Consider the following 14125-nt stretch of genomic DNA (forward strand, 5'->3'; position numbering starts at 1 on the left):
GGGTCTCCAATCAAACGTTCAAAAGTAGGTGCTGCCGTTCCCAGGGTGAGATTTCGCGCTGGTATTCTTCGTTTTCAGCGCGTTTGATATCTGCATAGAGCTGGCAGAATTCCTCACCCAGGACCGAACGGATTTCGGTTGCATCATCGAACTGGTCAAGCGCCTCACGCAGGCTGGCAGGCAGCGGCTCTTCCGCCTCCCAGACTTCCTGCTTGGCTTCGGCGCGTGGCTCGATCTTGTTCATCATCCCCAGATACCCGCAGGCCAGCGACGTGGCGATGGCGATGTAGGGGTTGCAGTCCATCCCGATGACCCGGTTTTCAAGTCGACGCGCAGCAGGGCTGGAATGCGGTATACGCAGACCGGTCGTACGGTTGTCGCGCGCCCACTCCAGGTTGGCTGGCGCGCTTTGGCCATCGACCGTAATCCGGCGGTACGAGTTGACATAGGGCGCCAGCAGCGGAACAACCTGCATCATATAATGTTGCGATCCGCCGATGAACCAACGGAACAGGTCCGAGGCAGAGCCATCTTCGTTCGAAAAGATATTCCTGCCGCTCGTCGTGTCGATCACACTTTGGTGGACATGCATGGCACTGCCGGGTTCGTCCCGGATCGGCTTTGCCATGAAAGTGGCAAAGACACCGTTTTTCAGCGCCGCTTCCCTGATCGTGCGCTTGAAGTAGAACACCTGATCGGCCAAACGCTCTGGATCACCATGCATCAGATTGATTTCAATCTGCCCCGCGCCGCCTTCCTGAATGACGGTATCAATCTCGAGGCCCTGTAGTTCGGCATAGTCGTAAATGGTGTCGATCACCGCCCCATATTCATCGACTGCGGCCATCGAATAAACCTGACGGCTCGCACCTTTACGGCCAGTCCGGCCCAGTGGTGGCTCGATCTCCTCATTCGGGTCGAGATTGGGTTTGGTAAGATAGAACTCGAGCTCTGGCGCGATGATCGGTGCCCAGCCTTTGTCGCGATACGCCTGCATCACGCGTTTCAACACGTTGCGCGGTGCGACGCTCAGCGCCGAGCCATCGCGGTTGAACATGTCACAGATGACCTGAACCGACACATCGTCACCCGACCAGGGAACCGAGCAGGCCGTGCTCATATCCGGGCACAGCACGATATCCTTTTCAAGCCACTGGTTCTCGATTTCCATATCGACATACTCACCCGAAATCGTCTGATAAAAGAGCGAGATCGGAAGTGCGAGGTCCTCTTCCGGCCTGAACTTGATGGCGGGCATCGCCTTGCCACGCGAGGTCCCTGCAAGGTCCGGCACAATGCATTCGACCTCATCGATTTTGCGCCCCTGTGCGTATGCCATGAATTCATCCGACAGGTTCTCCTGCCAGTGATCACTGTTCGCATTTTTCATCAAAACCTCCGCGACACCGCTAAACAAGCGATACCTTCTTCAACGCAAACAGTTTTGATCAAATCTGAGATGATAGTCAATCACCACGTTTCACCAGCCAGAAACAAGCGACTTAAATCACGCTAAGCCGGAAGGGTTTGGCGAACAAAATCCATGCCCTGGCTGATATCTCGCTCAATAGCGGTTCTGACCTTTTCCGGGTCTCCTCCTCGCAGCGCTTCAGTCGCCTCGCGGTGGTGGTCCAACAGGTTCGCTGTCCCGGAGCGACCGCAAACGACACGCAATGACGGCCCGATCTGCAGCCAAAGCGACTCTGCAATTCGCTGCAGAATCTGAGCGTCGGCAGCGGAATACAGCTTGAAATGAAACTGATAGTTTGCCTCGAGATATCTTCTTATGTCGCCAGCCTCAATGGCTCGGTCAACCATGGCATCTATCTGTTCTAACTCACTTATTTGATATTCTTTGAAGTTTTCAGCCGCCATAACCGCAAGGTTCGGCTCGACTGACATTCGAACCAATTCGATCTGCTGCAAGCGATGGACACTCATGACCGGAACTTCCACCCGACGGTTTTCTTGCGCCACCAATGCGCCCTCGGCGGTCAATCGTCGGATCGATTCCCTTACAGGCGTTACCCCGGCCCCTATCGCCTCGGCAAGACCATGAATGGTAAGCGGCTGTCCGGGCACAAATTCACCATACAAGATCATTTCCTTGATCTGAACGTAGATCGTTTCGTGCTCCGGCTTTCTGCCTGTCAACCGGTTCATTCTTCTCTTTTCGCTCCTGTCAATTCGTGCATCGAAACCTAGTTCACCATCATAAAATTATCAAATTTTGACGAGGCGCTTGCAAAGAATCATATTTTGATCAAAATTGCAACGCAGTACCGACAGATGGGGAGAAAAGAATGCTAAAGCATAAGTCGAGTGCGCTGTTCGTCATTGCGGCAGTCGCGGCACAAACCGCGTGGGCGAGTGAAGTGCGCGTGTACAACTGGTCAGATTACATAGACGAAGAGCTTTTGACCAAATTCGAAGAAGAAACCGGAATAGATCTGATCTATGACGTATTTGACAGCAACGAAGTTCTAGAAACCAAGATGCTGGCTGGCGGTTCGGGTTACGATGTGGTTGTGCCAACCGGCACCTTCCTGCAACGCCAGATTCAGGCCGGCGCGTTCCAACCTCTGGACAAGTCGCAATTGTCGAACTCAGGCAATCTTTGGGATGTTATTCAGGATCGAACTTCGGGCTATGACCCGGACAATGCTCACTCGATCAACTACATGTGGGGAACCACTGGGCTTGGCGTGAATGTGGGCAAGGTCAAAGAAGTGCTGGGCGAAGATGTGGCGCTCAACAGCATGGATCTGGTCCTGAAACCCGAGAATATGGAGAAACTGGCCGAGTGCGGTGTTCATTTTCTGGATGCACCAACTGAAATCATCCCGATGACGCTACAGTATATCGGAGAGAACCCGGATAGCCATGACACCGACGTCATCGCCAAATCCGAAGAACTTCTGACCGCTGTGCGCCCTTATGTCCAAAAATTCCACAGCTCGGAATACATCAACGCGCTGGCCAATGGCGATATCTGTGTCGCCGTGGGCTGGTCGGGTGATGTCTTGCAGGCCCGTGACCGTGCCGCCGAGGCCGAAAACGGGGTTGAGATCGAATATCACCCGTTCGCCGAAGGCTCGCTGATGTGGTTCGACCAGATGGCCATCCCTGCAGATGCGCCGAACCCGGAAGCTGCGCATAAGTTCTTGAACTTCATCCTGGACGCCAACAACATGGCCGCCGCTTCGAACTACGTTTACTACGCTAACGGCAACAAAGCCTCGCAAGAGTTCCTGGAAGAGGACGTGATCGGAGATCCGGCGATCTATCCGGATGAAGCAACCATGCAGAACCTCTACATCACGACGCCCTACCCGGCGAAAACACAGCGGGTCGTGACCCGTTTGTGGACCAAGATCAAATCGGGCACCTGATACAGCCTGTGATCAATCCGGACCGCTCGACCCAAACCTGGGCCGGGCGGTTTCCGTAAGGAGGGACTCAGTATGAACCAACCGGCAAGCGCATCGGTCTTTGCACCCTGGACAGATGCGGATGAAACCCCACTGATTTCGTTTAAGTCGGTGACCAAGAATTTTGGCGCATTCGCCGCGATCAACGACATCACACTGGATATTTACCGCAAGGAATTCTTTGCATTGCTTGGCCCTTCGGGTTGCGGCAAGACAACTCTGATGCGGATGCTGGGCGGTTTTGAGACACCCACAAAAGGTGTAATCACGATTGATGGTCAGGACATGGCTAGCACCCCCCCAAACAAGCGCGCTGTGAACATGATGTTCCAAAGCTACGCCCTTTTCCCACATCTTTCGGTCTGGGATAACATCGCGTTCGGACTGAAACGCGACAAGATGCCAAAGGATCAGATTGCCGCGCGAGTAGAGGAAATGCTGAGCCTCGTTCAGCTTGGCAAATTTGCCAAACGAAAACCACATCAGATCTCTGGCGGTCAGAGACAGCGGGTCGCGTTGGCTCGATCGTTGGCCAAGGCGCCCAAGCTGCTTTTATTGGACGAACCACTGGGCGCGCTGGACAAGAAACTGCGCCAGGACACCCAATTCGAACTAATGGACATTCAGGAGCAGACTGGCACCACCTTCGTAATCGTCACGCACGATCAGGAAGAAGCAATGACGGTCGCCAGTCGCATTGCAGTCATGAACCATGGCGAACTGGTGCAGGTCGAAACTCCAGATCGCATCTACGAAACTCCAAATTCGGTTTATGTGGCGGATTTCATTGGCGACGTGAACCTGATCGAAGGAAACGCCAAACCTCGAGGAGACGGCAAGACCGAGCTTCACTGGTCCGAAGGACAGGCCCCACTTGTCGCTGAATGCCCGCACGCACCCGAGCTTGAAGCCCGATGCACCTTCGCCATCCGACCCGAGAAAGTGGCGATCAGCAAAGAACGCCCGGATGGCCGCACCAATGTGGTTCAGGGCAAGGTCCATGACATTGCATATCTCGGCAATATTTCGACCTACAAGGTTGAGCTGCCCAACGGCGCAATGGTGAAAGCGCAAACAGCAAATAATCGTCGTATCGCCCGACGGGATCTCACCTGGGACGATGAGGTCTGGCTGTCCTGGACCGAAACAGCCGGCATCGTGCTGGATCGGTAACGGGGACGAGACATGAACTATAGGCGTTTGTTCCTGATTTCAGTGCCCTACATATGGCTGTTGGTGCTGTTCCTGATCCCGTTCGGGATCGTTCTCAAAATCTCCCTGTCCGATATCGCGCTCGCGATACCCCCATACACACCGACTCTGGATTTGGCGGGCGGCTGGAGCGCGATAAAAGAGTTCTTCTCGGAACTGGATTTCGAGAACTTTGTGTTCCTGACCACAGACGATCTTTATTGGAAAAGCTACCTGTCCAGCCTTCGGATCGCGGCGATATCGACCTTCCTGTGCCTGTTGATAGGCTTTCCGATTGCCTACGCGATGGCCAATGCCCCGGACGAATGGCGCCCGACCCTGATGATGCTGGTGATCCTGCCGTTCTGGACCAGCTTTCTGATCCGCGTTTATGCCTGGATGGGAATCCTGAGTCAGGAAGGGCTGCTGAATCAATTTCTGATGTGGCTGGGTATGATCGGTGAACCGCTGACGATCCTGAACACCAATTGGGCGGTCTATATCGGTATCGTCTACACCTACTGCCCGTTCATGATCCTACCAATCTATTCAACGCTGGAAAAGCTGGATGGATCACTGCTTGAAGCCGGAGAAGACCTTGGCTGCTCGCGCACATCAGCGTTTTGGCTGATCACGGTTCCCTTGTCGAAATCCGGCATCATCGCGGGATGCTTCCTCGTGTTCATCCCGGCTCTGGGTGAGTTTGTCATCCCATCGCTTCTGGGCGGGTCCGGAACGCTGATGATCGGTAAGGTTCTGTTCGAAGAGTTCTTCTCGAACCGCGACTGGCCAGTGGCAAGCGCTGTGGCTGTGGTCTTGTTGCTGATCCTGATCATCCCGATCGTCCTCTATCAGCGCAACGAGCAAAAGATGATGGAGTCCGAGCAATGAGACGTTTGACATGGTTCAACGCGACCTCGCTTACGCTTGGGTTTGCATTTCTGTACCTGCCGATGATCATCCTGATCATCTACAGCTTCAATGAATCGCGGCTTGTCACCGTCTGGGGCGGATTTTCGACCAAATGGTACGGAGAGGTCTTCAGAAACGAGGCGTTCCTTGATGCTGCCATCGTGACACTAAAGGTTGCGCTCGCGTCCTCTATCGCGGCGACTGTATTGGGCACGATGGCGGCCTACGTACTGGTGCGCGGAGGGCGGTTTTTTGGACGCACCCTGTTTTCGGGCATGATCTATGCGCCGCTTGTGATGCCCGAGGTGATCACCGGACTGTCATTGCTGCTGCTCTTCATCTCGATCGGGCTGGATCGCGGTATCCTGACGATCGTTCTGGCGCACACCACATTTTCGATGTGTTACGTGTCTGTCGTTGTCAGCTCGCGTCTGGTCAGCTTTGACCGGTCCGTGGAAGAGGCGGCGCTCGATCTGGGCTGTACTCCCTTCGATGCGTTCAGATCGGTGACGCTGCCGATCATTGCCCCGGCGGTCATTTCTGGCTGGCTGCTTGCCTTGACCTTGTCGCTGGACGATCTGGTGATCGCTTCGTTCGTGGCTGGCCCGTCGTCGACCACATTGCCGATCAAGATCTTCAGCTCGGTCCGTCTGGGCGTGAGCCCCGAGATAAACGCGCTGTCGACAATTCTGATTTGCTTGGTCACCGTCGGCACGATCACTGCATCTCTTCTGAACAAACAAGCGATCAGAAAGCGCCAGAAAGAAGAACAAATGGCGGAGCAAGCAGCATGAGTTTTGCCAAAGAATATGCAGATCATTGTCAAACTCATGGCACCCCCGACAGGATCGAATTGCTGTTATGCGACATCAATGCGGTCCTGAGAGGGAAATGGTTGCCCGGCGATGACGTGGGAAAACTGGAGAAAGGGGCCGTTCGTCTACCCCTTTCGACTTACGCACCCGCGATCATGGGCAATGAAGTCGAAAATACCGGTCTTGGCATTGAGGTCGGCGACCCCGACGGCCTTCTGACACCTGTCAAAGGCACTCTGCGTCCAGCCCCATGGCTTAACGGAAACGTGGCTCAGGTCCTGGTGGAAATGACCGATATGCAGGGAAACATCAGCCCGCATTCCCCGCGCGAGATTCTCCGCTCGGTCTGGAACCGATTTGATGAAAAAGGTTGGCGCCCGGTCGTTGCAACCGAGTTGGAGTTCTACGTCCTGCGCGCCCGCAATGAACGGTTCGAGGCACCTACCCCACCCGCTTTCAGCCCTGACGCCCAGAATTACGACATGGAACTTCTGGCGCGGCGCGAAGCGATCCTGAACGATATCCTGTCTGCCAGCGCAGCTCAGGGCTTGGCCACCGACACCCTGATCGCAGAATATGGCCCCGGCCAATTCGAGATCAACTTTCACCATACAGACGACGTATTGGAAGCAGCCGAAACCGCGATCCTGTTCCGCCGTTTGGTACGCGGTGTTGTCGCCAGCCACGGGTTCGAGGCCACCTTTATGGCCAAGCCCTATCTGGATTACCCCGGTAATGGGATGCATGTGCATGCGTCGGTCGTGGACAAGGGCGGCAACAACATCTTCACGCCGGGCGACGGGGAACAAATTTCGCAGACCCTGCGCAACGCTGTGGCAGGTGTGGTGGACAGCATGCGCGACCTGCAGGCCATCTTTGCGCCTCATGGCAATTCCTATCGCCGGTTCCGCCCCAACAGCTTCGCCCCGGCGGCACCTGACTGGGGTCTGGACAACCGGGCTGCCTCGGTCCGCCTACCCGAAACCAACGGCCCGAGCGCGCGTCTGGAGCATCGGATCAGCGGCGCGGACACAAACCCCTACCTCGCTATGGCCGCCATTCTGGGTGGCATGATGCATGGTCTTGAGAATGCGCCTGCCTTGCAGCGCCCACTGGATGACCCCGAATGCGTGCCGGCCAATCCGCTGGATCATGACTGGCTATCCGCAGTTGCACGTTTCGAGGCCTCATCAATTGCGCAGGACATATTTGGCGATTATCGCAATCTCTACGCGACCGTGAAACGGAATGAGATCGCTGCCATTCAGGATCCCATCACACCCGCAGAATATACCTATTACCTCAGCCGGTTGTAACCACGCAACTGTTTGCAGAGATGCGATGCAGCGCAGATATTGAACGCGGCCCCCAAGCCCCAGATGTAATGATTCTACCCTTTCGAAAATTTGAACCGGAACACTTTCAACCTGCGATGTTCACGCTGATCTATGCATGGTATGGGCTGCCGGTCAGGAGAGTATGATGAGCGATCACAGAATTCGCATTGGTATCCTTGAAACCGGCCGACCGCCCGAAACGCTGGCCCCGGTACATGGCGACTATCCCGGCATGGTGCAGCAATGGCTTGGCGATGTGGATGCCGAATTCATTTCTTATGCCGTTCTGGACGAGGAATTTCCTGCCAGCCCGGCAGAGGCCGATCTCTGGGTGATCACCGGATCAAAGTTCGGCGCCTATGAGGATCACGCCTGGATCCCGCCGCTGGAAGAGTTCATTCGCAATACGCGCGACGCCGGCAGGTTGATGTTCGGCATTTGCTTCGGCCACCAGATCATCGCGCAGGCCCTGGGTGGAGTGGTACGCAAATCCAACAAAGGTTGGGGCCTTGGTGTGCATGAGTATCCAACCACTGCCGACTGGCCGACCGAACTGGGCGAGGCACCCAATAAGATTGCCATCCAAGCCTATCATCAGGATCAGGTCGAAGAGAAACCCGAAGGTGCGGTGACCATCGCATCAACCGAATTCTGCGAGAACGGCGCGCTGTGGTATCCCGGCTTTGCCGTGACTGTGCAGGGCCATCCGGAATTCGCAAAAGCTTACGCCAGCGATCTGCTGGAGACCCGGCGCGGCACTGTTCTCACGGATGAAGAAGCCGATAAGGGTCAACGCAATATGGCGATTGAAGACAACCGCTCGATGCTGGCCGGTGTGGTGCGTGATTATCTGTTGAAGCAAAAAACACCAGCCTGACGATACAAGTCTGAAACGCCAAGCGGCGATCTTGCGTACCTTCTGGATGACCAACTGCATCGCGCTGCCGAGCCCAGAAAACCTGCCGTGTTGAAGCGGTTCTCTTGTCGGTCGCGTAGAGGTCCGTGTCGTAATTCTTCAAGTCAAAGGTAGAACGATCACTCTACCATGATCTCATGAACGACACACAGCATCAGATCGCGGAAAACCTGGACCGACAGTTCTCTGAGATGGGCTTTGCGACGCAAGGTGTAGAAGCGCTGCGCGAAGGTGCAAACGTTTCGCTGCGGACGCTTTACAAATACTTCCCCAGCCGCGAGGCGATGGTCATAGGCGCGCTGAAGCACAGGGACGCGACCTATTCTGATTGGATCGGTCAGGACGATGCAACTGGTGCAGAACATGTGCTGCATGTCCTCGTTCGACTGTCGGATTGGCTGCATGAGATTTCAAACACCGGCTGCCTGTTTCGCAACGCACTGGCGGCCTATCCCGAAAGCCAGGCGATCCGGATGGCAGTCGAAACGCACAAGGCGCATGTCCGCGACATGTTCCGCGCACGGCTGTCACGAGTCGCACCAGATTGCGATATCGAGGCCCTGTCCGAAGCTCTGTTTATTCTGCACGAAGGGCTGACTGAAGGCGCCCGGTTGCTTGGCGTCGAACCCGCAACCATTGCCACGATACGCTGCGCTCGTGCGCTGCTGACTTCTGCCGATATTAGATAGACCGGCACCCGGACAAGGACAAAGGAACCGACGTGAAGATCAAGGAAATCCACATCTACGCACATGATCTGCCGGTGAAGAACGGTCCATACACCATGGCCAATGCCGAGGTCTGGGCTCTGGACACTACGCTGGTCAAACTGGTGGCTGAGGATGGAACCTCTGGCTGGGGTGAGACCTGTCCAGTAGGTCCCACCTATGCCGAGGCGCATGCGGGTGGGGCCCGCGCCGCTCTGACAGAGATGGCCAGAGGTTTGATCGGAGCCGACCTTTGGCCGGTTGCGCTGCATCACCGGATGAACGGGCTGCTGAATGGGCACAACTATGCCAAAGCGGCCATCGACATTGCCGCCCATGACCTGATCGGCAAAAGACTGGACGTCAATGTTGCCGACCTGCTGGGTGGGGCGCAGACAGATCGGGTACCATCCTACTACGCTACGGGTGTAGGCGCGCCAGACGATATCGCAGGTCTCGCCAAAGAGAAGCTGGCCGAGGGTTATCCCCGCCTGCAGATCAAGGTCGGCGGACGCCCCGTCGAGATCGATATCGAAACCATCCGCAAAGTCTGGGAAGTCATCGGCGGAACCGGTATGCGCCTTGCCGTGGATGGCAACCGGGGCTGGACCACCCGCGACGCCCTGCGCGTCAGCCGGGAATGCCCCGACATCCCGTTCATCATGGAACAACCCTGCAACACCTATCAGGACCTGCAGAAAATCCGCCCGCAAGTCACCCATGGCATCTATATGGATGAAAACAGCGTTGACCTGAACACTGTGATCTCTGCCGCCGGAACAGGGCTGGTCGACGGGTTTGGCATGAAGGTGACACGCATAGGTGGCCTGCAACATATGCGAACGTTCCGGGATATCTGCGAAGCCCGCAACCTGCCACATACCTGCGATGACAGCTGGGGCGGCGACATCATCGCGGCTGCCTGCACTCAGATTGCAGCAACTGTTCGCCCCACCCTGATGGAAGGCGCATGGCTCGCCGCACCTTATATCGAAGGCAACTATGATCCCGAAAACGGCATCTCCATTGTAGGCGGCCATATTCAGTGCCCGACTGGACCGGGCCTGGGCATCATCCCGGATGAGACCAAATTCGGCACGCCAGTCGCTTCGTTCTAAGGAGAGCTTCATGATCCCCGAAACCATGCACGCCGTCCTGTTGACCGGTCATGGCGGTATCGAGATGCTAGACTACCGGTCCGACATACCCGTCCCGCAACCCGGTCTCGGTGAGGTCCTGATCCGGGTCGCAGCAGCGGGTGTGAACAATACAGACATCAACACCCGGATCGGCTGGTACTCCAAGGCGGTGACCGAGGATACAAACACAGGCGGGGCCTCGGGCTTTGACACGGTTGATGATAGCGACGCCAGTTGGTCCGGCACGCCCCTGACCTTTCCCCGCATCCAAGGCGCGGATGTCTGCGGCTATGTCGCCGCGATTGGAGAAGGCGTAGATCCCACCCGCATCGGTGAGCGCGTGATCGTGCGGAACATGCTGCGAACCTACGTAGATTACCGTCCATACGAGTGCTGGACCCTCGGCAGCGAATGCGACGGCGGCTTTGCCCAGTTCTGCGTGGCACCTGCGCAGGAAACCCATGCGGTGAACTGTGACTGGGACGATGTGGAACTGGCCGCAATCCCCTGCGCCTATTCCACCGCCGAAGGAATGCTGCATCGTGCAGGTGTTGAGGCAGAAACTGTTCTGATCACCGGCGCTTCGGGCGGTGTGGGTTCGGCTGCCGTGCAATTGGCAAAGCGACGCGGCGTACAGATAGTTGCGCTGTGCTCGGCTGCGAAGGCTGAAGCGGTGCGGGCGCTGGGGGCTGATCGTATCCTGGATCGCAATGCCGATCTGGTGGCGGAATTGGGTGAAGGATCAATTGACGTCGTCATCGATCTGGTGGCCGGTCCGCAATGGCCCAGCCTGCTGGATGTTTTGCGCCGAAGTGGGCGCTATGCCACGGCCGGAGCTATTGCAGGTCCCATCTGCGAGATCGACGTGCGCACGCTTTATCTAAAAGATCTCACGCTCTTTGGCTGTACCTTTCAGGAAGACATCGTGTTCGAAAACCTCGTGAAATACATCGAAGCCGGAGAAATTCGCCCCGTCGTTGCCAAGACCTATCCGCTGCGCAACATCGCTGAGGCTCAGGAAGATTTTCTGGCCAAGAAGCACACTGGGCAACTGGTGCTGATCCCGCCGCAGGTGACGTCATGAAGATAAAAACGATCGAGCTTTTTGAACTGCACCTGCCCTATACGGGCGGCTCGTACGAGCTGTCCGGCGGGCGCATCTATACTGGGTTTGATAGTGTTATCGTCTGCATCACAGCGGATGACGGCACCGAGGGTTGGGGCGAGTCCACCCCCTTTGGCCCCAACTACATCGCTGCACATGCGCGCGGCGCCCGCGCCGGTATCGAAGAAATCGTGCCCTACCTGATCGGACGCGATCCGCGCGATGTGGACCGGATCAACGACGCGATGGACGAGGCTCTGCTGGGGCACAATCACGCGAAATCGGCGATCGATCTGGCCTGCTGGGATCTGTTCGGAAAATCGGTCGGCTTGCCGGTCTATAAGGTGCTGGGTGGTGCGACAGGAAATCGGTTGCCCGTGATTAGCTCAATCTATGCGGGCACGCCCGAAGATATGCGCACCCGTGTCGCCGAGCATCGGGCGATGGGTTATATGGGCCATTCGGTCAAAGTGGGCGCGCTGGATTCTGAAGGGGGGCCCGCACTAGATGCGGAACGTATTGCGGCCGCGCTGGCAGATCGCCAGCCGGGTGAATATTTCATCGTAGATGCGAATGGTGGCCTGATCCCTGAAACAGCCTTGCGGATGTTACGTGCACTTCCGAACGGGCTGGATTTTGTGCTGGAGGCCCCCTGTGCCACATGGCGCGAGACCGTGTCTTTGCGCCAGCGCTGCAATGTTCCGATCATTCTGGACGAGCTGGCGCAGGACGACGGCGATATTGCCAAGCTGGTCGCGCTGGACGTGGCCGATGGCATCGGGCTGAAAATCTCAAAGGCGGGAGGCCTGACCCCCGCGCGCCGCCAGCGTGATATCTGCCGCGCAGCTGGGTTGACGATCAGCGTACAGGACACCGTGGGATCGACGCTCTCTGCCGCATCAATCTTCCACATGGGTGCGACCGTCCCTGAACGCCTGTTACGCTGCGTGCTGGACCCGCGTGATATGGTGACGATCCAGACCGGAGCTTTCAACGCCCCTATCCAAAACGGCGGTGTCCTGCCGCCCGATTTGCCGGGCCTCGGCGTGACGATGCACCGGGACCTGCTGGGACAAGCCGCTGCAAGCTGGGAGGAGTAAGACGTGTTTCAGGGTAAGAAAGCGCTGGTCACTGGTGCGGCCGGTGGCATTGGGCAAGCCATCGTCAAACAGCTGCGCGCACAGGGTGCGCAGGTGGCAGTCGCTGATCGGTGCACCGACGGCATTGAAGCGGATGCCCATCTGCCCGGCGATCTGCTCGAACCAACCTATTGCGACCAACTGGCCGCCAAGGCACGTCAGGCTTTGGGTGGGCTGGATATCGTCATAAACAATGCCGGTGTGATCACGCGGGGGCCCGTCACCGAGACCTCGGATGCGGATTGGGCGCTGTCCATGGGCGTGAATGTCGAAGCTCCGTTCCGGGTCTGCCGCGCCGCCATCCCATTGATGGCTGAGACGGGCGGCGGGGCCATCGTCAACACTGCATCGTGCTGGGGTGGCAAGGCTCCGGGGCCGAACCATGCGCTCTATTGCATGACCAAGGCAGCGATTGCCTCGCTGACCGAATGCATGGGGATGGACCACGCGCATCAGGGTATTCGCATCAACGCCGTCTGCCCGAATGAGGTGAACACACCAATGCTGCGCTCGGGCTTCGCCAAACGTGGGTTCGACCCCGACGAGGCGGTGACTGAGCTGGGCAAGACCGTTCCTTTGGGACGGATTGCCGAACCTGAGGACATCGCGGATGTTGTTCTGTTCCTCGCTTCAGATGCGGCGCGCTATATGTGCGGCACGCTGGTCGAGGTCAATGGCGGGAAGCCGGTTGCATGAGGCGCTTTGACGGCAAGGTAGCTCTGGTCACAGGTGGCCGCTCCGGGATCGGGCAAGCCATCGCGGTTCGGTTGGCCGAGGAAGGTGCGCGCGTGATTACGGCGCAACGCGGCAACGATGACAGGTTCGAGGGGATCGCAGCCGACTTCACCGACCCCAACTCTCCCGGTCAGGTGGTGGTAGAGGTGATCGCTCGCACAGGGCAATTGGATGTTCTGATCAACAACGCGGGGATGATGCAAGAGGCCTGCGTCGAGGATATGAGCCTGGAAGACTGGCAGAGAACCTTGACCGTCAACCTGACTACACCATTCCTGATGATCCGGGCTGCCCTGCCCCATCTGCGGAAGACGCGGGGCAGCATTGTCAATACCGGGTCCATCGAAGGGCTAGGCAGCAATCCCGGCCACGCGGCTTATTGCGCCTCGAAAGCAGGGTTGCACGGGCTAACGCGCGCCGTTGCCATCGATCATGGGCATGAGGGCATCCGATGCAATGCCATCGCCCCGGGATGGATCGATACCGATCTGAATCTCGACTTTATCGACTCCATGCCCGACCCAAAGGCATTTCGCCGCGACATCGGAAAAATCCATCCGGTTGCCCGGACCGGAAAACCCGAAGAGGTCGCTGCGCTGGCTGCGTTCCTCGCAGCAGATGAAAGCGGGTTTATTACCGGCCAAATCTACACGGTCGACGGTGGACGGATGGCAAAGCTGAGCCTGCCCTGAGAACTG

14 protein-coding genes are annotated in these 14125 nt (G+C 57.2%); 12 read left to right on the top strand and 2 right to left on the bottom strand.

Features of this window, described 5'->3' with window-relative positions; all coding sequences use genetic code 11:
• Positions 1-10: 10 nt before the first annotated feature.
• Positions 11-1390 (bottom strand): glutamine synthetase family protein, encoded by a 1380-nt coding sequence (locus ACR3EM_RS18090; protein ID WP_480472030.1) that lies wholly within the window; start codon positions 1388-1390, stop codon positions 11-13.
• A 122-nt stretch (positions 1391-1512) separates the two neighbouring features.
• Positions 1513-2163: a GntR family transcriptional regulator gene (locus ACR3EM_RS18095; protein WP_480472031.1), complete on the bottom strand. Its 651-nt coding sequence runs from the start codon at positions 2161-2163 to the stop codon at positions 1513-1515.
• Positions 2164-2303: 140 nt separating this feature from the next.
• Between ACR3EM_RS18095 and ACR3EM_RS18100 the strand changes: the two genes are divergently transcribed.
• From ACR3EM_RS18100 to ACR3EM_RS18155, 12 genes are all read left to right on the top strand, one after another.
• Positions 2304-3392, top strand: coding sequence for a polyamine ABC transporter substrate-binding protein (locus ACR3EM_RS18100; protein ID WP_480472032.1), 1089 nt, complete (start codon positions 2304-2306; stop codon positions 3390-3392).
• Between the two features lie 72 nt (positions 3393-3464).
• The gene (locus ACR3EM_RS18105; protein WP_480472033.1) at positions 3465-4604 is read left to right on the top strand and encodes an ABC transporter ATP-binding protein; all 1140 of its coding nucleotides are present in this window, start codon (positions 3465-3467) and stop codon (positions 4602-4604) included.
• A gap of 12 nt (positions 4605-4616) precedes the next feature.
• Positions 4617-5513, top strand: a complete 897-nt coding sequence (locus tag ACR3EM_RS18110; RefSeq protein WP_480472034.1) for an ABC transporter permease subunit — start codon at positions 4617-4619, stop codon at positions 5511-5513.
• Positions 5510-6328, top strand: a complete 819-nt coding sequence (locus tag ACR3EM_RS18115; RefSeq protein ID WP_480472035.1) for an ABC transporter permease — start codon at positions 5510-5512, stop codon at positions 6326-6328. Before ACR3EM_RS18110 ends, ACR3EM_RS18115 begins: the two co-directional genes overlap by 4 nt.
• Entirely contained in the window at positions 6325-7665 is a 1341-nt protein-coding gene (locus ACR3EM_RS18120; protein WP_480472036.1) for a glutamine synthetase family protein, read from the top strand. The genes ACR3EM_RS18115 and ACR3EM_RS18120 overlap by 4 nt, the downstream gene beginning before the upstream one ends.
• 166 nt (positions 7666-7831) lie before the next feature.
• The gene (locus ACR3EM_RS18125) at positions 7832-8563 is read left to right on the top strand and encodes a type 1 glutamine amidotransferase (RefSeq protein ID WP_480472037.1); all 732 of its coding nucleotides are present in this window, start codon (positions 7832-7834) and stop codon (positions 8561-8563) included.
• A 176-nt stretch (positions 8564-8739) separates the two neighbouring features.
• Positions 8740-9291 carry a TetR/AcrR family transcriptional regulator gene (locus ACR3EM_RS18130; RefSeq protein ID WP_480472038.1) on the top strand — a complete coding sequence of 184 codons (552 nt, stop codon included), beginning with the start codon at positions 8740-8742 and terminating at the stop codon, positions 9289-9291.
• A 32-nt stretch (positions 9292-9323) separates the two neighbouring features.
• A complete protein-coding gene (locus ACR3EM_RS18135) occupies positions 9324-10427 on the top strand; it encodes a mandelate racemase/muconate lactonizing enzyme family protein (protein WP_480472039.1) in 1104 nt (367 codons plus the stop codon).
• A gap of 10 nt (positions 10428-10437) precedes the next feature.
• On the top strand, positions 10438-11532 hold the full coding sequence (locus ACR3EM_RS18140; protein WP_480472040.1) for an alcohol dehydrogenase family protein: 1095 nt from the start codon (positions 10438-10440) through the stop codon (positions 11530-11532).
• Positions 11529-12653: a mandelate racemase/muconate lactonizing enzyme family protein gene (locus ACR3EM_RS18145; protein ID WP_480472041.1), complete on the top strand. Its 1125-nt coding sequence runs from the start codon at positions 11529-11531 to the stop codon at positions 12651-12653. The genes ACR3EM_RS18140 and ACR3EM_RS18145 overlap by 4 nt, the downstream gene beginning before the upstream one ends.
• 3 nt (positions 12654-12656) lie before the next feature.
• Positions 12657-13388, top strand: a complete 732-nt coding sequence (locus ACR3EM_RS18150; protein ID WP_480472042.1) for an SDR family NAD(P)-dependent oxidoreductase — start codon at positions 12657-12659, stop codon at positions 13386-13388.
• Positions 13385-14119, top strand: coding sequence for an SDR family NAD(P)-dependent oxidoreductase (locus ACR3EM_RS18155; protein WP_480472043.1), 735 nt, complete (start codon positions 13385-13387; stop codon positions 14117-14119). The genes ACR3EM_RS18150 and ACR3EM_RS18155 overlap by 4 nt, the downstream gene beginning before the upstream one ends.
• The last annotated feature ends 6 nt before the right edge of the window (positions 14120-14125 follow it).

The organism is Ruegeria sp. AH3 (genome assembly GCF_056536265.1).

Coding starts and splice junctions, on each gene's coding strand:
- ACR3EM_RS18155 (WP_480472043.1), top strand. CDS start 13,385: ATGAGGCGCTTTGACGGCAAGGTAGCTCTGGTCACAGGTGGCCGCTCC.
- ACR3EM_RS18120 (WP_480472036.1), top strand. CDS start 6,325: ATGAGTTTTGCCAAAGAATATGCAGATCATTGTCAAACTCATGGCACC.
- ACR3EM_RS18105 (WP_480472033.1), top strand. CDS start 3,465: ATGAACCAACCGGCAAGCGCATCGGTCTTTGCACCCTGGACAGATGCG.
- ACR3EM_RS18125 (WP_480472037.1), top strand. CDS start 7,832: ATGAGCGATCACAGAATTCGCATTGGTATCCTTGAAACCGGCCGACCG.
- ACR3EM_RS18140 (WP_480472040.1), top strand. CDS start 10,438: ATGATCCCCGAAACCATGCACGCCGTCCTGTTGACCGGTCATGGCGGT.
- ACR3EM_RS18130 (WP_480472038.1), top strand. CDS start 8,740: ATGAACGACACACAGCATCAGATCGCGGAAAACCTGGACCGACAGTTC.
- ACR3EM_RS18100 (WP_480472032.1), top strand. CDS start 2,304: ATGCTAAAGCATAAGTCGAGTGCGCTGTTCGTCATTGCGGCAGTCGCG.
- ACR3EM_RS18090 (WP_480472030.1), bottom strand. CDS start 1,390: ATGAAAAATGCGAACAGTGATCACTGGCAGGAGAACCTGTCGGATGAA.
- ACR3EM_RS18110 (WP_480472034.1), top strand. CDS start 4,617: ATGAACTATAGGCGTTTGTTCCTGATTTCAGTGCCCTACATATGGCTG.
- ACR3EM_RS18145 (WP_480472041.1), top strand. CDS start 11,529: ATGAAGATAAAAACGATCGAGCTTTTTGAACTGCACCTGCCCTATACG.
- ACR3EM_RS18115 (WP_480472035.1), top strand. CDS start 5,510: ATGAGACGTTTGACATGGTTCAACGCGACCTCGCTTACGCTTGGGTTT.
- ACR3EM_RS18095 (WP_480472031.1), bottom strand. CDS start 2,163: ATGAACCGGTTGACAGGCAGAAAGCCGGAGCACGAAACGATCTACGTT.